This window comes from Bacillus sp. RC251 (assembly GCF_044908765.1).
Lineage (GTDB): Bacteria > Bacillota > Bacilli > Bacillales > Bacillaceae_G > Bacillus_A > Bacillus_A wiedmannii.
Map to the genome: position 1 here is coordinate 22,526 of NZ_JBIYDP010000009.1, position 19,006 is coordinate 41,531.

Below are 19,006 nucleotides of genomic sequence, written 5' to 3' on the forward strand. Positions count from 1 at the left end.
ATAATTAAGATGGCTTTCTTTTATCTCTTTTTCGAGGCCAATTCATCTTCCACATACTCGCTGGACTGTGCCCATCACGTTCCTTAAGGAAGAAGCCTTTTTGACTAAAATGATAATGTTTTTAATCTTCCTTTTTTCAATATCAAGAGTTATAACATTCTTATAATTTTTACTTTTTGATTTTTTTCTTTAAATTAAAAGCAGCCCTTTGGGTTGAGTTAACACATGAAAATGTGAACAGTAACTCTACTCATTTGGCTGCTTTTTTGCATTTAAAAGGCTTGCCATTTAATAAAATTTGATATTTATGGGAGGAATATTAATGAGTAATTATGTTGCACTATACCGTGCGTATAGACCAAATAGCTTTAACGATTTAGTGGGGCAAGATCATATTAAAACGACAATCATGAATGCAATCAAATTAGAAAAAGTAGCACATGCCTACCTTCTATCTGGGCCACGGGGTACTGGAAAAACAACTGTTGCCAAAATAATTGGAAAAGGTGTTAACTGCTTAACTCCATTAAGTAATGGTGAACCTTGTCAAAAGTGTGCTAACTGTAGTGATATTAATAATAATAAATTCGCGGACATTCTAGAATTTGATGCTGCAAGCAATAATGGAGTGGAAGAAATACGACAGATACGAGACCAGGTACATTTAGCACCGGTTACAGGAAAATATAAAGTGTACATTATCGATGAAGTGCATATGCTTTCAAATTCTGCATTTAATGCCCTATTAAAGACATTAGAAGAGCCACCAGCACATGTTATTTTCATACTGGCTACAACAGACCCACAAAAAGTTCCTAAAACTATCATTTCTAGATGCCAACAATTCGAATTTCGAAATATACCTCTTCAAGCAATGATTGACAGGTTAAAATTCATCTCCAATGATCAAGGAATTCAGATTACAGACGAAGCATTACATTTAATATCTCAATTAGCTGAAGGTGGTTTAAGAAATGCTCTTAGTATAATGGACCAAGTCATCGCATACGCAACAAATAATGTAACAATAGAGCATGTTGCAACTGTCGTTGGTAAGGTAGCTATTCAGGATATTGAAAAACTAATACATTATATAACTGAGAAAGATTTAACTAGCACTTTGGATTCTTTACAGACTATCCTAGAGAGAAAACAAGCGGATTTCTTTTTAAGCGATTTAATCGGTTACTATAGAGACCTCATGATATTTAATCTATCTCAAAAAACTGACATGTTTAAAGTGGCCATTTATAATAATGCCTTCATAAACCTTGCTGAGCGAATACCATTATCCAAGATTCCAAGTATTCTTGAAGAGCTTACTACGGTACAGTATAAAATAAAAAATTCTGTATATGCAGCAACGCTAATCGAAATTGCATTAGTTAAGATACTTCAGCTGGAGCAGGAAATATCAACGAACCAACAGAATATCAAAAAGAATGAAAATGAAGATTCCAGTGAACTTAATCAAACATTGTTACAAAGTTTACTTGATACCATAGCAGCATTCAATCAGCGTTTAGACGAATTAGAAAAACAAAAAGAAGAACCCACTTCTAATCAAAGACGCAGAAACATTCAAATTTATCGCGATCCTAAAGCTAAGGAAACTGCAAAAGATATAGTTTTACCAGAAATTACTTGGGAAACAAGCAAATTATTAGAAACTTTCCTCCCTAACTGTATTGCTCATATAAAGAAAGATAATCCCCTTATTGCAAATAGTTTAGGAGAAATAGTTCATGCTACTGGATCCAAACACCATATTATTTTCGTAATGGAAAATCCCCAGCAAGTTGAGACATTATATAATCCATTAAATGATTCCATAGTTACTAAAACCATTTCACAATTACTTAGACGCACCATTAAGATGATTTACTTAGAAAAAAGTGAATGGGAAGAGATAAATACAAAAAAGGAAGTGTAAAAATGAATCGTATCAAAGTACCATTTGGAAGAAAAAAGAAACCTAAACTCCCAGTTACAGATATTTCCGCCTTATCTTCTATGGAATTTGATCATCTATTGTATGTACTTAACGAACTAGCAAATAGATATACGTATTATAATAATCCCCCATATGACATTAGAACGTTTTATCAATTAATTGCATTCCATCTAGCAAATAAGTTAACGAAGCATCATACCTTTTCTAATATTGAATTAGGGATCCTAAACGTTATACTTGAAAATAGGCACCTACCTGTAAAGTGAGAATAAAGTTATTTAATTTAAAAATCTAAAGCAAGCATAACCCCGTTCTAAATTTCGAACGGGGTTAAAAGATAGTTGTTTAATTCTTAATATAAGATACTTCACTGTACTTAAAAATATAACAATAAAGTCGTTTAAAAATGCATACAAAAGTTGTGCATTTCTAAGTCTACTATCATACCATTTAAGTGTAATTCTTTAAAAGTATTGAGTTTATTTTTGATTAAGATAATCCTTTACCTTATTCGCTTCTTCGTAAGGATATTGATATTCTAGAACATCAGCAACTTCAATAGCTACTTGTTCAAATAAACGAATCATTTCAAAAAGGGAATTCCATCCTTGTTTATACTCTCCATTAGGGTACGTCTTCAATAAACTTTCCCATATGTCCTTATTAACATAGCGCTCTAGGTACTTACTGTTTTTTCCTACACTCAATGAAAAATTGGTTTCAATGCCAACTTTCCATTCCAGCATTGTTAATAGCATTTCTCTTACACTATTTAAGTGTTCATAAGCATAAAGTATTTCTTCTCTCCATAACCCTTTAGCTACATTAGTTGAGATCCACCAAAATTCATTACAACAATCAGCAAAAAAGACAGCGGATGGTTTTTTAACCCAATATCCTTCATCTGTTGGCCCAGCTAGTGTAGGCATATTTCCATCTTTATCTAACAGAATAATTGTTAATCCATCTTCAGAACAATACTCATTTCTTTCCTCAATAGGAATCAGCATTAAATCAATTCTATTCCCATCTTCAAATAACATTAAGTATGTGAATCGTCCATCTAATTCAGGTGGGATTAACTCCATGTCCTCGGGTGTTTGCATTATAATCCTTTTCCCAAAAACATCTACCCAATCAGGATTATTTAAAAACGATTGAAAATCTGATACAAGATAAACGATATCGTAATCCCTGAAATTATCTTTTGGTACATTAGAGTTTGTTCTAGAACCATTCATTCCAACAGCTCTTACTCTCTCATCTTCATTAGCAACTTTTAATATCAATTCCATCATTTCTTTTTCTGTACGCATTCCTTATTCTTCCTAAAAATGTAAATAATGTTTATGAACATTTCTAAAAGGAGGACCTCTAATTTGTATTGTATAACGTTATATAAAGTGCTCCATCATTAATATCCTAAACCCTCCATTTTCTAGATTGAAATTTATTTAGTGAATAAAATGTTATTCTTAACATAATACCATAACATTTTTTAAACAACATTATTATTTATATACACTACCAATTGAGGAAAGAAAAAAAATCAGGTGATTTTGTTTTATTAAAGGAAATTGATAAGCAAAACAATTCGAATGAATTTATTAATCAATTAATAGAAAATGACTTTCAATTAGTTGAGAACATTGCATATGTACGGATAAATAAAAATATAGACTGTAATTAAACACTCCATAAAACATAACCCCGCTTAAATAAAATATAAGCGGGGTTAAAAAATTCTGAACAAAATCAACCAAATATATCCACCTTTTCTTCACTTGGTTTTTCAAGTTCTTTAATTTTCTGTTCTTGTTCTGAAATAATCTCTTTTACAAATGAACGAAGACGACTCAGAAAGTCTCTATGCATACTGTCATTCCCAGCAATATTGAACAATGGAAATAATTCATTAATTAGTTCATGTTCATAAGATTACCTTTCATTTTCATCTTCTACAAGATATACCTTTACCCGATGAAAATAATGATTTAAAAGCTCTGTACCTTTGCTTTTGCCTTTTAAATGTTCAAGGATACGTCCTCTCAAGTTATTCGACATTCCCACATACAAATTAACCCCAGTAACCGAATAAAATACATATACATCACCGACATTTAAATGAAATCCAGTTTCAATATCCTTGCATTCTACTGTTACAGAGGGATATTTTGTAATCGGTTTTCCATAGAAACTATTTTGATTTTGCTTCATAAAAATTTCTCCGTTTGATATTTCAGTCAAAAATACTATTGAGGAAGCTATTTCCTACAAAGCTATAAGATGCCGATTTTTCATCCCATTTTAATTCGACTTCTAATATTTCTTCTTTATTCAGTACTGTATTTTTAGAATCACGGTATTCAATCCATTTTATTTTTTGGGGAACATCCGGAATAAATAGTGCTGTAAAATAAGCTCTCCTTAAAATCGTTGCCAATTGAGCATAACGATCTCCTACTGATCGACTACTATTACCATACATCACAAATCTTGCGCCTATATCTCTTGCTATGTCTTTATCATTAAGAACATACACTTCTACAGGAAATCGTTGTACTTCCCGTACCTTATCTTCATTTGATTCCGTGGACATAAATAACCCTGTGACGTAAGGTAATTCAAACTTATATACTCCTGAATGTATTTGTTGATATTTTGGTACTTCTTTAGTTCTATTAAACATTAGTAATCCCCCTTAGTAGTTAAATAAAACTAGATTTAATTTTTTGTTGCCATCACTGTATTCTCCCTTAAATGCAATTCAATTTTGGCTACCGATCACTCTTTATCCTATAGATGCTGTTCTTTAGCTTAGGCTTCTTGTGTAACCGTACTTTAGTCCCATTAATGTCCAAGTCAATTTTTTCTTCCTCTAAAGCCTCCATTTTCTCTTTATGTTCTTTTTCAATTTTATCTCTTTCTTCTTTTTTCTTAGTCGCTTTAGGACCAATTACGAACAGAATTAAGAATATACTCACCATGACAACAAAAGTAGTCACTAGTACCTCTCCCCCCTTTGCCAAAACTTCGTACAACAAAATTCTTTTTAATGTCTAAGACTTAATTCAGAAAATTAGAGGAGAACGAGTGCTAGTATAATTACACCGAAAAATAATAGAAATTACCTGCACTATTCCCTCCTTCCCCTAGATAAACATAGATTATAAATGGCGCAACAAGGCGGGTACTATCAATGTCATTACAAATATAAAAATTGAACTATATCTCAAACTCGAACTCCATTTCCCATATTTCGGATGTTCAAATTTCTTATAAAGCATACCTAGTGCTAGAGATATTAAAAACATTAATACAGCTGTCCCTAAAATTATAGAAGTGATTAAACCCACCATATTACCCATAAAAGTTTGAAAATCAAAAGAACGTGTTGTCAGCATTAACACCGGTAAAATCCTTATTAGTAGTATGAGAATGAAGGATCCTACTCCAAAATATATAGATCTTTTTTTCCACTTTATATGTTTAAACCATAAAGAAGCTCCAAAAACTAGTAATGATATTAAGATTACTACAGAAAGAATAAGGAAAATAACATCAAAGAATGCAGGCACACTCGCATGGACTGCCCCATCTATTTTATCTCCCCCATCTTTTATTACATCACTGCCGCCATTAAACAAAGAACCAAACCAGTCTACAATCCAATCAGTCATCCAGGAAATATCGAATGGTAACTCTTCATTATTTGTTTGTGCAGGAGCAGCTGAGTTAAATACCTCCAAATTATCATCCCCCTTAAATGAATTAAGCCCTTTACTTTAAGTATATAAACTTACCTAACCAAAACTAAGAAAATATCAAATCATATCTTTTTAGATAGAAGAACCACATTTTCGAATTTCAATTCTGTACCTCTTTATTCACCACTAACATTTTCTTATTAGTTAACTTTGCAATATAAGTTTGTATATAATTCCTTTCAAAGACAAAAAATATCGGAGTGTCAACTAATAATTCCACTGTTTTTTTCTCATTCCAAAAAGGAGCTGTATAATATGGACAAAGAAAACCTATTAAGCAAACAGATTAATCGCATCCCATCGGATGCCCTGAATACCCCTAGTAAGGAGCAAGAACAAATGCTAGAAACATCATCTCAAGTGGAACATAATCCAAACAATAACAATAAAGATAATAACCAAGACCTATACAGCACAGACTTACCCATTTCAGATGTAGATAGAACAAAAAACAAAAAATAAATTACAAAAAAACTCAATAACCAATAAACTAATTTTTCCCATGAATAACTAACAAGTCAAAAACACAGACCAAAATAAAAGATTTATTTTACATAATTTCTGATAGAATTCTCCTTCTTTAAATGTTTGCAGGACAATAATCCGGCGATAACAGTAAGAGGGATTTTCCTTTCCACGTACAAATAAAAAAAACGAGCACCTTATCACTATGAAGAGGATTGCTCGTTTTTATTTTGGTCTATTCCTTTTCTGGCCAAATTTTCGCGTTTGGTTCTAATAACCACTTGTGCTCTTCCTCCATGATACGATCATTCCAAGGATTATTCTCAAGATGTCGAATCATCCAACAAAAATACATGGCATATCCAGGCGCTGTTGCTTGTGGATGGTCTAGCTCACCCGGAATTGTAATAAAGCTATTATGTACAACGCGATATGCATCCTCGCCAACCATTGCACATCCAAATCCCTGTGGCTTATTAAAGCGATAATAATATACTTCTGGCTGATCATGGTGATGTGGTGGATAACTGGACCATCGCCCTGGATAAGAAATAACTTCTCCTACTACCATATTAGAATATGCTGCATTGTCATAGTCAAAAATCGTACGAATAACACGCTGCGCTGTTCCTTCCCATACTCCTTCTCCAGCTACAACACTTTGACACTCATTTGGAGTATATAACTTAGAAGCAAATTCTTGATCATTATCCGTTTTTTGGACTAGCACTTCACTATCTGAAAGAGCAGTAATTGTAACCTTCACATTTTTAGATACATGCAAACACCAAGGGTTTTCTTCAAAAACAGACTGTCTTTGAATAACTTGTTCCATTCCTTCCCACTCTAAACGTATTGCACCTTCTAGTAAAAGAATTGCCGTTTCATTCTTATCATTAAATAGTAACTCTTCTATCCCATTAGACATCTTATATATGCCTATGTCCATTAACATATCACTACATTGACCGTTCATTTCTGTTAAGACATTATACCCTTCATTTAATTCACCTAATTTTCCTAACACGGCTTTCTCCCCCTTTTAATTAATGGCTACTCTATCTTTGTCAGCTAACTATATTTTGAGTTCCTTCTGATATTAATGAAGAAAACCTTTCTGGTTATGCTTTGTTTTCACTTCCGAATATGAGCATATGATTTTTAACGTTTTCGTATGCGGCCTCAATTGCATCTTGATGATACATAAAATAATCTGAATAAGGAGCATTTAGGATAGCAGCGTTAACCGCAGCAATTACATTCTGAAACGTCGCTGTTGCCACATTAATTTTACAAACACCATGTTGAATACATTGCTTGAAATCCTCTGGACTAATGCCAGAACCACCATGTAATACTAGAGGAATACGAACTACCTCATTAATCTCCTGCAAGCGGTCTAATCGTAAATCAGGATCTCCATTGTACATACCGTGCGCATTTCCAATCGCAACAGCTAACGCATCAACGTCTGTTTCTTCTGCAAATCGTTTTGCTTCTGTAGTGCTTGTCAGTAACATTTCAATATCTTCTAATCCGTCCTCACTACCACCTACTCTGCCAATCTCAGCTTCTACCGTCGCTCCGTACTGTTTCGCAAGCGCTACAATTTCTATTGTCTTTTGGATATTCTCCTCTAACGGATAGTGAGAGCCATCAAACATAACCGAACTAAACCCAATTTCTAATGTCTCTTTAATCTTTTCAAACGTCATACCATGATCAAAGTGAACCGCTACTGGGACAGTCGCTTTTTTCGCCGCAGCTACCATCAAAGGACCAATCATATGAATTGGCGAATGATTCAAACGAACTTCCGCAATTTGTAGAATAAGAGGTGAGCTTAACTCTTCAGCTGCTTTAATAGTTCCCATTACCATTTCCATATTAGCGACACTAAAAGCTCCAACCCCATAATTCTCTTGATTTGCTTTAATTAAAATATCTTTCATTTGAACTAATGGCATTACATACTCCCCTATTTCAATATTATTTATTACATGTAAAACCAACCTTCACGTCTTTTTACCCCTTTTGTAAGAAGACATGTTGATTACCATACCATTTACTTAGGGATAATCTTAAAATGCTTAAATTACAGACCTGCTTTCTCTTGTATAAATTTTCGGGCTTTTAATGCGTATTCAAAAGGATTCGCTAAAGCTGGATCTTGCTCTGCTTCTACCACAAACCAGCCCTTATAATCAGAGTTTGCAAGGATAGTAAACACTTCATCAAATACTATTACGCCATCCCCGGGAACTGTAAATGCACCATTCTTCACTGCCTGTAAGAAGCTTAATTCATTTTCCTTTACAGCATCTACTACTTCTTGGCGAATATCTTTTAAATGTACATGTTTAATACGAGGTAAATATTTTTTCAAAATATAAAGCGGCTCTTCTCCTGAAAAAACAAGATGACCTGTATCAAAAAGCAAGGATACAAGCTCTGGATCAGTCATATCCATTAATTTTTCAATTTCTGCCGTTGTTTGAACACCCGTACCCATATGATGATGGTATACAATATGTAGCCCCTTTTCCTGAGCTAATTTACCGAGGTGATGTAACCCATCCGCAAGCTTATCCCACTCTTCTTCCGTAAACACGGGCTTGTTTTGAAATAGCGGTACATCCATTAAACCTTGAATGCTATGTCCTTGCTCTGAAACAACGATGACTTTTGCACCCATATCATATAAGAAATCTCTATGCTTAATAAATGCTTGTACCGTCTCTTCAAGCGGCTTCGTTGTTAAAAACGTACTAAACCATGCACTAGCAATCTCCAAGTTTCGTAATTCCAAAGATTTTTTTAATACAACAGTATTTCTCGGATATTTATTACCTACTTCACTTCCATTAAATCCAGCTAGTGCCATTTCACTAATACATTGTTCAAACGTATTTTCGGCCCCTAGCTCCGGCATATCATCATTTGTCCAAGCAATTGGTGCAATTCCAAGCTTAATTGTATTTTCTTTGAACATCCCCTTGTCGCTCCTCTTTACAAAATGTGATAGAATTTTGCCAAATTCTCTTATCTGTTCATTAAAAAGAGAGCTTCCTAAACAATATGCATGTAGATAAAAAGCTCTCTTTGTGCCCTAATCTAATAAGATCTTGCCTTTTGCAAGCTGCTTACTTTACTCTCGTAAGCAGCTTGTACACTTTGATTATTAGATACTTCTGCAACACCTACATGCCACCATGAATCGTATCCATTTGTCATTGTTTTTGGTAATACTTTAATATCAATTAATGTAGAAACTGTTTGTTTTTTCGCATCCTTAAGCGCTTCCTGTAATTGTTCTATTGATGTAACGCGATATGTTTTCACACCATATCCAGCCGCGCTAGCTGCAAAATCAATTTTCATAATAGCTCCGTTTAATTTACGAGTTTCTTGGTTTCTGTAGCGAAACTCTGTTCCAAAGCTTCCCATTCCATTACCCATTTGTAAGTTATTAATGCAGCCAAATCCGGAGTTATCAAACAATAAAACATTAATTTTTTTGTTTTCTTGAAGACTTGTTACGAGCTCAGAATGCAGCATTTGGTAACTGCCATCTCCTACCATTGCATATACTTCTTTCAATGGTTCAGCTAGCTTTGCACCAAGTGCGCCTGCAACCTCATAGCCCATACAAGAGTATCCATACTCCATGTGATATGTATTTGGTTTTCTGGGTGCCCACATTCTTTGTAAATCACCTGGAAGACTTCCTGCCGCACCAACAATAATTGCATCTTCATCGAGTAATGTATTGATTTGTCCAATGACTGCAGTCTGTGTTAATTGTGTACCAAGTGCGTCTACATACTCATTTAATTTTCCATCAAAATGGCCTTCTACTTCTGGTGTGAAATCTTGACCTGTAAAGCGAATATTATGTAGACGTGATAATTCTGTTTCCCAAGACTCTTTTGCCTCTACAATTTCTACTGTATAACTAGATCGATAATCCATTACTTGCAGTTCATCTATTAGAGCAAGAAGCGCTTCTTTCGCATCTGCTATAATCTTTAATGCATCCAGCTTATTCGCATGGAATTCTGAAATATTGATGTTTAAAAACTCAACTTCCTCATTTTGAAATAATTGTTTAGATGCCGTTGTAAAATCAGTAAATCTCGTCCCGATTCCAATAACAAGATCCGCTTCCTTTGCAATTGTATTAGCTGCTATATTTCCAGTTACCCCGATGCCACCAAGATTATATGGGTGACTACTTTCAATTGCACTTTTTCCAGCTTGTGTTTCTCCAAATGGAATGTGGAATGTTTCAGCAAACTGTTTTAACTCTTCTGCCGCTTCTGCGTATCTTACACCACCACCGCAAATCATAACTGGCTTTTTCTTTCTCTTAATCATTTCCACTGCATCCGCTAAGCTGGCTTTTGTAGGTAGACGACGTTCAATACGGTGAACACGCTTTTGGAAGAAGTAATCTGGAAAATCCCATGCTTCCCCCTGGACATCTTGTGGTAAACAAATTGTTACAGCACCTGTATCTGCCGGATTCGTTAAAACACGCACCGCTTGAATCATAGCTGTCATCAATTGTTCAGGACGGTTTATCCGGTCCCAGTACTTACTTACTGCACGAAAAGCATCATTTGTAGAAATAGATAAATCATGTGTTTGTTCAATTTGTTGAAGAACAGGATCAGGTTGTCTCGTTGCAAATACATCTCCTGGAAGTAATAAAACGGGAATATTATTTGCAGAAGCTGTTGCTGCAGAGGTAATCATATTTGCTGATCCAGGACCTACAGAAGAAGTACATGCCATAATTTGTTTTCTATGTTTTTGTTTTGCAAAGGCCATCGCAGCATTTGCCATTCCTTGTTCATTTCTCCCTTGGTATACTTCTAATTCCCCTGCGTCTTCTTCTAAAGCTTGACCTAGGCCTACTACATTCCCATGACCAAAAATCGTAAAGATTCCCTTAATAAACTTTTGTTGCTTTCCATCAAACTCTACATACTGCTCGTTCAAAAATTTCACCAATGCTTGCGCAGTCGTCATTCTAACAGTTTGCATATGATTTGCTCCTTTCTATCTCTATCAGTCATTCTGCATATGAAAAAGGAGTATTAGGAATTTGATAGACTCCTAATACTTCCTTCTTATGTTTTACTACTTCCGTTACTTTTGCTTACAAGCAACTAGACAGATTCTACTTCTCTCTTAATAATTACTTTTCCCAACGAGATGTAAGCATTTTCTTTCTTGTATAAAACTCAACGCCGTCAGTACCGTTCGCATGAAGATCACCATAGAAAGAGTCTTTCCATCCAGAGAACGGGAAGAATGCCATTGGCGCCGGAACCCCAACATTCACACCTAACATACCTGATTCAATAGTTTCACGGAATTGACGTACACTTGCCCCGCTATCTGTATAAATACAAGCTCCATTTGCAAAGCGAGACTCATTGGCAATTTCAATCGCTTCATCCAATGATTTCACACGAACAATAGATAAAACAGGAGCAAAGATCTCATCTTGCCAGATTTTCATTTCTTTTGTAACATGGTCAAAAATTGTTGGCCCAACGAAGTAACCAGCTCCTTTTACAGCTGTATCCTCGCGTCCATCACGAACTAATGTAGCGCCCTGTTCTACACCTGAATCGATGTAACCAATTGTGCGCTCTTTATGGTTATCACGAATAACTGGTCCTAAAAACACATCTTCATCAAGACCATTACCGATAACAATTTTGTTTGCTTCTTCTACTAGTCTTCCAACTAATTGATCTGCAATTTCTTCTTCTACTGTTACAACAGAAGCAGCCATACAACGCTCACCAGCAGAACCGAATGCAGCACTAATAATTTGCTTTGTTGCTAGTTCAAGATTCGCATCATTTAATACAATGGAATGGTTTTTCGCACCTGCTAATGCTTGAACGCGTTTTAAGTTTTCTGTTCCTTTTTTGTATACATATTCTGCGACAGGCTGAGAACCTACAAATGAAATTGCCTTCACTAATTTATGTTCAAGAAGGCCGTTTACTACATCGTGTGCGCCATTTACAATATTTAATACCCCTTTTGGTAAGCCTGCTTCTTCAGCTAATTCGGCTAATTTTGCCGCTAGAAGTGGTGTGCGCTCTGAAGGTTTTAATACAAATGTATTACCACAAGCAATCGCAAGTGGGAACATCCAGCATGGAACCATCATCGGGAAATTAAATGGTGTAATGCCGCCTATAACACCAATTGGGTAACGATACATGCCAGACTCAATACCTGTTGCAATATCAGGAAGCTGTTTTCCCATCATTAATGTCGGAGCGCCCGCAGCAAACTCCACACACTCAATACCACGAAGAACTTCACCGTAAGCCTCGTTATAGCTTTTTCCGTTTTCAATTGTAATAAGTTTCGCTAACTCTTCCCAGTTATCTACTAGTAATTGTTGATATTTAAATAGAATACGAGCGCGTTTAGGTACAGCAGTTTTAGACCAAGATTTGAACGCTTCATTTGCTGCTAGCACAGCTTGTTCAACATCTACTTTTGTTGAAAGTGGTACTTGAGCGATTACTTCTCCTGTTGCAGGATTATATACAGCTTCCATCTTAGTTGAAATGGATTCTACCCATTCGCCGCCAATGTAGTTTTTTACAATTTGTGCTGTTTGTACTGTCATATTCATTCTCTCCCTTTTATGTAATGTAGAAGCGTCCATTAAGATACGCCCTTACTTGATTATTAATTCATGACGTTTCTATACCAATTCCTCAGCCGTTTCCATGAATGCAGAAATCTCTGCCCTTGTTGGCATTGCATCAGAACAGCTATGTTTAGAAATAACGATTGAAGCAGAAGCGCCTCCTAATCGCATCGCTTGAGGGATCTCAAGCCCTTGCATTAGGCCATAAATAAATGCAGAAGCATACGAGTCGCCAGCGCCAAACGTCTTTAACACCTTTGTTTTAAAGATACCGCCTCGGTGAGATTGCCCGTCTCTTGTATAAGCGATTGAACCATCCCCGCCGTGCTTAATTACGACGATTTTCGCATGATGAGAAAACCATCTTTCAGCCGTAACTTGGTCATTAGACTGTTCATAGTTTAATAGTTTTTCCATCATATCGAATTCTTCACGCGTTCCAATAATGACATCAGATTTTTCAGCCGCTAGATTATAATACACAGCCGTTTCAGCTTCTGACTGCCATGTATAAGGGCGGTAATCCACATCAAAAAATACAACTACATCATGCTTACGCGCATATTCTAGCGCTAAAAATACCGCCTCGCGAGATGGACTTTTCGCTAAAGCTGTTCCTGAAATTAAGAGTGCTTTTGATTGTTTAATATAGTCCTCAGATACCTCTGTTGGATCAAAGTTTAAGTCTGCGACATTGTCGCGGTACATTAAAATACTGCAATCTTCAGGACTTTTAATTTCTGTAAATGCTAAACCTGTCACTGCACCTGTACGATCTATACATATCTGATCTGTATTAATATTGTTGTCCTTTAGGTACCCGGTAATAAAACGGCCCATTTGGTCATCAGATACTTTACCGATAAATCCTGTTTGTAAGCCAAGACGTGCAGCACCAATTGCAATATTTGCAGGAGAACCTCCTACATATTTAGTAAACGTTCTTGTTTCTTCCATAGGACGTTGTGTTTCATTAGCATTTAAATCAACGCATAAACGTCCAACCGCAATAAGGTCTAATGGACAATCTTCTTTAAAAATAAGTGGATTCATTGTTACTACCTCCCATGCTTTATCGTTTTCCGACAAAAGACTCCTTCCTCAAAAATGTGAAGGTGTAAAACACCAATTTTAGGTGGGAGATGAATGTCGGTTGGCATAAGCCAACATGTTTGCTACTATATACTTGTACAGATTGCTCTTTGAAAACTGAAGATATGAGGTTGGTTGCAGAAAAACGTTGCAACCGTAAAATCTTCAACGTTCTTTCGCCCCACGTTTGCTGAAGTTGCGAAAACCAAGCTAAAGTAGGAAACGTGGTGAGTCAACGTACAAGATACTTATGTTTTCACCGTAGGGACTACGGGCGGCGCCTGCTAAGATAACTGTTGGATACATCGGTGTTCGCAGGAATCTCCCACTTCAAACAGTCCGTAACGACGTTAAGTGGTGAGTAGTTCAACTATCTAGAAGTAAGCCTCTCTTTATTGATTTAATGCTGGCTGTTTATGTTCAATTTGTACAGGTTTTCCTGTTAGTAAGGATTCCTTTGCAGCCTTCGCAATTCGCTCTGCTTGTAATCCATCATTACCACTGCAAATAACAGCTTGTCCTTCTATAATTGACTTTGTAAATTGTGTTACTTCCTCAATGTAAGCTTGCGTGTAGCGCTCTAAGAAGAAATAAAGCGGCTTATCTTTTACAATACCTTCTGTTTTTGACACTTGAACTGTTGTCGGGCAGCAATTATCCGCAGCAACCGCGCCTTTTTCACCAAACACTTCCACACGCTGGTCATATCCATAAACAGCTTGGCGGCTATTATCAATTACCCCTAAAGCTCCATTCGCAAATTTTAATGTGACAATTGCAGTATCAACATCATTTACTTCCTGAATGGATGGATCAATTAATGTTGTTCCATATGCAAATACTTCAACGACTTCACTATTCATCACATAACGAGCCATATCAAAATCATGAATCATCATATCCATAAACAATCCGCCTGAAGAGCGAACATATTCTATACTTGGCGGTTGTGGATCGCGTGACGTAATTTTTAAGATATGCGGCTGCCCCACTTCACCTTGTTGAATCAGATCATAAACTTTCCTGAAGTTCGGATCAAAACGACGATTAAATCCTACTTGAAGAGATACTCCCTGTTCTTTTACCACTTCTAATGCTTCTAATGTTTCTTCTACTGAGAAACTAACAGGTTTTTCACAGAAAATATGTTTTTTCGCAAGAGCTGCTTCTTTAATAATTTGCGCATGTGTATTTGTTGGTGAACAAATAAAGACAGCATCAATTTCTGGATCTGCTAATAAATCCTGATAGTTTGTAGTCAGAGTAGAAATCCCTTTATCTTGAGCCCACTTTTCTAGATGACTAATTACTACATCTGAAACCGCTTTAATTTTTACTTGTGGCATAAGTTGCAAATTATCAACATGTAGTTTCCCAATTCGCCCAGCACCAATAATCCCAATCTTTAAAACGTTCATATGATTTCTCCCTCTATATTAAAATTTAAGAAACGAAATGAAAGTCTATAGGGTTTAGCGTATCAAATCAGTTAAGCGCTTTCCCTATTTTTCTTCATTATACACACTTGATTCTAAATTGAAAACACTTTTATTTTTTTGAATACTTCTCTTTTCATCCGAATTTTAAATTCCCTCAATAAACGTATTACATAAAAATAAAAAATAAAAATTAGAAATAAATAATCTAAAAAGCTACAAATATAATCTTTTAAAATACTGATATAACAAAGATAACGAAGCCTTTTAAATAGTAATCCCCCATCTATAAGGTATTTCTTTCTTTTCATACTCACTATTATTTTATTGTCCAATAAGTAAATAGAATGACTCTATAAAAGAAAGTTGTAAATTGTCAAAAAATTTAATTGACGACCTCATAATGTAAGCGTATACTTTTTTTATCAAAAAGAATTAAGCGCTTAACCTAAAAATAACATATCGGTGGTGGGAGAATGAACGCTATTAGTTCAAACAAAACATTTATGGACAGGATTGGGATCCCTTCTAATTTAACTTGGGGATACATAGGGATTATTGTTTTTATGATTGGGGACGGGTTAGAACAGGGATGGTTATCCCCTTATCTGGTTGAAAAAGGACTAACACTAGAACACGCTGCTTTCCTATTTACTATTTACGGAATTACTGTATCTGCTTCTTCTTGGTTTTCGGGGGTATTTGTACAAATGTGGGGACCAAGAAAAGTCATGACTTTTGGTTTAGTATCATTCATTTTAGGTTCAATCGGTTTCATAGGTATTGGAATTCAACATATGAATTATCCCGTAATATTAATTTGCTATGCCCTACGAGGGTTCGGTTATCCTTTATTTGCTTATTCATTTCTAGTTTGGGTATCTTACAGTACTCCACAACAAATGCTTTCAAGAGCAGTTGGCTGGTTCTGGTTCGTATTCCAGCTGGGGCTTAGTGTTATAGGAGCCTTTTATTCTAGTTATATGGTTCCGAAAATCGGAGAAATTGCTACATTATGGAGCGCTTTAATTTTTGTTGTCGTCGGGGGATTATTATCAATTGTTGTAAATAAGGATAAATTTAAAGCACAAACCGTAAGTGCTAACAAATCAAGCGAATTACTAAAAGGCATTACCATCGCATTTGAAAATCCTAAAGTTGGTATAGGTGGTATTGTTAAAATTATAAACTCGGCGGCTCAGTTTGGATTTGTTATTTTCCTACCTACCTATATGATGAAATATAATTTTACGATGACTGAATGGCTTCAAATTTGGGGTACTCTATTCTTTGTAAATATGGTATTTAATATTATTTTTGGTATCGTTGGAGACAAGTTTGGTTGGGTAAATACGATTAAATGGTTCGGAGGAGTCGGTTGCGGCATTGTAACTCTTGCACTCTATTATGTACCACAAATGGTAGGACATAATTATTGGGCTATATTATTTGTTGCCTGTTGCTACGGAGCAACACTTGCCGGTTATGTACCTCTTACAGCATTAGTCCCATCCTTATCTCCTGACAATAAAGGAGCTGCAATGTCTGTCTTAAATTTAGGTTCAGGATTATCAGCATTCGTTGGGCCATTAGTAGTAACTGTCTTCATCGGTCCATTAGGTGTTGGTGGCGTGATGTGGATCTTTGCTGGTTTGTACTTCTTTGGTGCATTTTTAACTCATTTCCTTACTATTCCAAAGGAAAATGAGATGGAGCAGGATTTAAATACGAAAAGCGGTGAGCAATTCTCTGTATAAGTCCTAAATATAAAAGAAGGTCATCATAACTGTATATGGTTAAGATGACCTTCTTTTTGTTACATTCAAATACGCTATAAAAAAAGATATCATGTAATATCCTTTACTGAGGATCGCTCTACTAACTGAGGAATAATTGTAATTTTTTGCTTAGCATGCCCCTTCATTTCCATCGTTTTTAGCAGTTGTTCAAACGTACAGGCTGCCATTTGTTTAATTGGTTGTTCTATTGTCGTTAACCCCGGATCTGCAATCTCAGCATAGATTGTATTATCAAATCCGATAATTGATAAATCTTCTGGAATTGAAAGCCCTTGTTTTCTTGCCTCATTCATAAGGCATATAGCAATCAAATCTGTACAAGCAAAGACGGCTGTAGGCCTGTTAGGCAAATGAAGTAATTCCTTACTTGCACGTTTACTATCTTCCACTGTCGAATAACAGCTAATGATATCCTCATCATCTAACGAAATCCCCAAATCCGTAAGAGCTTGTTTGAAACCATTCAATCTCCCTAAGCTACTTTTTCTATCCTTCTCCGTCATAATCGTTAAAGATGTATGACCTTTTTGCGTTAGATAACTTCCAGCTAGATAGCCTCCCCTCATATCATCAGTTGTCACAACATGAGTCGTGATGGAAGGATGATCTACAGTGAATAGTACCAATGGCAAATCTCGATTCACGATTTTTTTTACCAGTTTATAATCATTTAACTCCGTTGCAATAATAATGCCATCTACTTGCTTTTTAAATAATAGATCAATGTACTCGTGCTCACGTTTTGTTTGATGGTCTGTACTACATAAAATGAGTGTATACCCTGATTCTCGTGCACTATTTTCAAACGCTCTTGCTACTTCAGCAAAAAATGGGTTTGAGATATCTGGGACAAGTACCCCAATTGTATATGTTTTTTTGCCTGTTAACGCTGCTGCTACACTACTTGGCTGGTAATCTAATTCATCCATTACCTGATTTACTTTGTTTATTGTTTTTTCACTAATACGCCCAGTTTGATTAATTACCTTGGATACAGTCGCTATTGATACACCTGCTTTTTCCGCAACATCATAAATTGTTGGTTTCACTTTAATTGTCCCTTCTTCATCATCTTTTTCTATATTTTATCATAAATATATTTTGCTTCTTGGTACACAAAAGGAATTCTTTTAAAATTTGTAAGTATTTCTATCTTTTAGCGTAGTGCTTGATATTTACGAGCTAATCAATTTTGATGATACACCGGTAGAAATATTTCACCGATTTGTTTATTAGACACCTGATGTCCATATGCAAGGCTCATTACAACCAGAACATGCAGGAACGTTCATGGTTCTTTCTACCATTTACACCAACTCACAGTAATTTCTAATCAATTATTGTAATTCCTAATATTAAGATGTAAAATAACATTATCTTATATGCGCTTAAGATAGATCGGAATAAGAAAAGGAACCCTTCTGGGTTCCTTTTTCTATGAAAAAATAAAAAAGTATCCTATTTAGATGCTCCCTGCTCTTATTTTTTCTATATAACACTAATTCCTATTGCCATAAGGATATCTCATACACTACATACTAACCCTACTAATATTGAAAACTCTGGTAACCCAAAATATCCAAGTATCATACATAGAATTAAGCCTATAGGATATACAAAGACTTCTATCCAATTTACCCGTTCATTTTCCCTATCTATATAGGACATAGTTATACGATAATTAAGACTCTTAATATAATTAAAACAACACACTTTCTTCAAATGTAATCCTTTTTACTTGTCCTTTTACTGTCTCACTAATTGAAACTATCTCTTTTTCCTTTATAAAATAAAAAATATTA

General features: G+C 35.4%; 17 protein-coding genes. 4 read left to right on the plus strand and 13 right to left on the minus strand.

Annotated elements, in window-relative coordinates:
* Positions 1–322 precede the first annotated feature (322 nt).
* Together dnaX and ABH961_RS21980 are read left to right on the plus strand one after the other, a co-directional pair.
* Positions 323–1,933 carry a DNA polymerase III subunit gamma/tau gene (gene dnaX / locus ABH961_RS21975; protein WP_404519994.1) on the plus strand — a complete coding sequence of 537 codons (1,611 nt, stop codon included), beginning with the start codon at positions 323–325 and terminating at the stop codon, positions 1,931–1,933.
* 2 nt (positions 1,934–1,935) lie between these two features.
* A complete protein-coding gene (locus ABH961_RS21980) occupies positions 1,936–2,220 on the plus strand; it encodes a hypothetical protein (protein WP_255262816.1) in 285 nt (94 codons plus the stop codon).
* A 213-nt stretch (positions 2,221–2,433) separates the two neighbouring features.
* Here the strand turns inward: ABH961_RS21980 and ABH961_RS21985 are convergent, their stop codons facing one another.
* From ABH961_RS21985 to ABH961_RS22005, 5 genes are all read right to left on the minus strand, one after another.
* Positions 2,434–3,270, minus strand: a complete 837-nt coding sequence (locus tag ABH961_RS21985; protein WP_098155302.1) for an aminoglycoside 6-adenylyltransferase — start codon at positions 3,268–3,270, stop codon at positions 2,434–2,436.
* Positions 3,271–3,892: 622 nt separating this feature from the next.
* Entirely contained in the window at positions 3,893–4,171 is a 279-nt protein-coding gene (locus tag ABH961_RS21990; RefSeq protein WP_404519996.1) for a GIY-YIG nuclease family protein, read from the minus strand.
* A gap of 22 nt (positions 4,172–4,193) precedes the next feature.
* Complete coding sequence (locus tag ABH961_RS21995; RefSeq protein ID WP_404519997.1) at positions 4,194–4,643, minus strand: hypothetical protein; 450 nt, start codon at positions 4,641–4,643, stop codon at positions 4,194–4,196.
* 88 nt (positions 4,644–4,731) lie between these two features.
* Positions 4,732–4,959, minus strand: a complete 228-nt coding sequence (locus tag ABH961_RS22000; protein ID WP_064472587.1) for a hypothetical protein — start codon at positions 4,957–4,959, stop codon at positions 4,732–4,734.
* A gap of 162 nt (positions 4,960–5,121) precedes the next feature.
* Positions 5,122–5,703, minus strand: coding sequence for a hypothetical protein (locus tag ABH961_RS22005; RefSeq protein WP_404519999.1), 582 nt, complete (start codon positions 5,701–5,703; stop codon positions 5,122–5,124).
* Positions 5,704–5,976: 273 nt separating this feature from the next.
* Between ABH961_RS22005 and ABH961_RS22010 the strand changes: the two genes are divergently transcribed.
* Entirely contained in the window at positions 5,977–6,183 is a 207-nt protein-coding gene (locus ABH961_RS22010; protein ID WP_404520001.1) for a hypothetical protein, read from the plus strand.
* A gap of 238 nt (positions 6,184–6,421) precedes the next feature.
* Here the strand turns inward: ABH961_RS22010 and ABH961_RS22015 are convergent, their stop codons facing one another.
* From ABH961_RS22015 to iolG, 7 genes are all read right to left on the minus strand, one after another.
* Positions 6,422–7,213 carry a 5-deoxy-glucuronate isomerase gene (locus ABH961_RS22015; protein ID WP_404520002.1) on the minus strand — a complete coding sequence of 264 codons (792 nt, stop codon included), beginning with the start codon at positions 7,211–7,213 and terminating at the stop codon, positions 6,422–6,424.
* 94 nt (positions 7,214–7,307) lie between these two features.
* Positions 7,308–8,153 (minus strand): class II fructose-bisphosphate aldolase, encoded by an 846-nt coding sequence (locus ABH961_RS22020; RefSeq protein WP_404520003.1) that lies wholly within the window; start codon positions 8,151–8,153, stop codon positions 7,308–7,310.
* A gap of 128 nt (positions 8,154–8,281) precedes the next feature.
* Positions 8,282–9,178 (minus strand): myo-inosose-2 dehydratase, encoded by an 897-nt coding sequence (iolE, locus tag ABH961_RS22025; protein WP_404520004.1) that lies wholly within the window; start codon positions 9,176–9,178, stop codon positions 8,282–8,284.
* 122 nt (positions 9,179–9,300) lie between these two features.
* The gene (iolD, locus tag ABH961_RS22030) at positions 9,301–11,235 is read right to left on the minus strand and encodes a 3D-(3,5/4)-trihydroxycyclohexane-1,2-dione acylhydrolase (decyclizing) (protein WP_404520005.1); all 1,935 of its coding nucleotides are present in this window, start codon (positions 11,233–11,235) and stop codon (positions 9,301–9,303) included.
* Positions 11,236–11,389: 154 nt separating this feature from the next.
* Positions 11,390–12,853: a CoA-acylating methylmalonate-semialdehyde dehydrogenase gene (locus ABH961_RS22035; RefSeq protein WP_053446161.1), complete on the minus strand. Its 1,464-nt coding sequence runs from the start codon at positions 12,851–12,853 to the stop codon at positions 11,390–11,392.
* A 78-nt stretch (positions 12,854–12,931) separates the two neighbouring features.
* Positions 12,932–13,930: a 5-dehydro-2-deoxygluconokinase gene (gene iolC / locus ABH961_RS22040; RefSeq protein ID WP_404520006.1), complete on the minus strand. Its 999-nt coding sequence runs from the start codon at positions 13,928–13,930 to the stop codon at positions 12,932–12,934.
* Positions 13,931–14,361: 431 nt separating this feature from the next.
* Positions 14,362–15,387: an inositol 2-dehydrogenase gene (gene iolG, locus ABH961_RS22045; protein WP_098374899.1), complete on the minus strand. Its 1,026-nt coding sequence runs from the start codon at positions 15,385–15,387 to the stop codon at positions 14,362–14,364.
* Positions 15,388–15,881: 494 nt separating this feature from the next.
* Between iolG and ABH961_RS22050 the strand changes: the two genes are divergently transcribed.
* Positions 15,882–17,162, plus strand: coding sequence for an MFS transporter (locus tag ABH961_RS22050; RefSeq protein ID WP_404520007.1), 1,281 nt, complete (start codon positions 15,882–15,884; stop codon positions 17,160–17,162).
* 89 nt (positions 17,163–17,251) lie between these two features.
* Here the strand turns inward: ABH961_RS22050 and ABH961_RS22055 are convergent, their stop codons facing one another.
* Positions 17,252–18,253, minus strand: coding sequence for a LacI family DNA-binding transcriptional regulator (locus tag ABH961_RS22055; RefSeq protein ID WP_098155474.1), 1,002 nt, complete (start codon positions 18,251–18,253; stop codon positions 17,252–17,254).
* Positions 18,254–19,006: the final 753 nt, after the last annotated feature.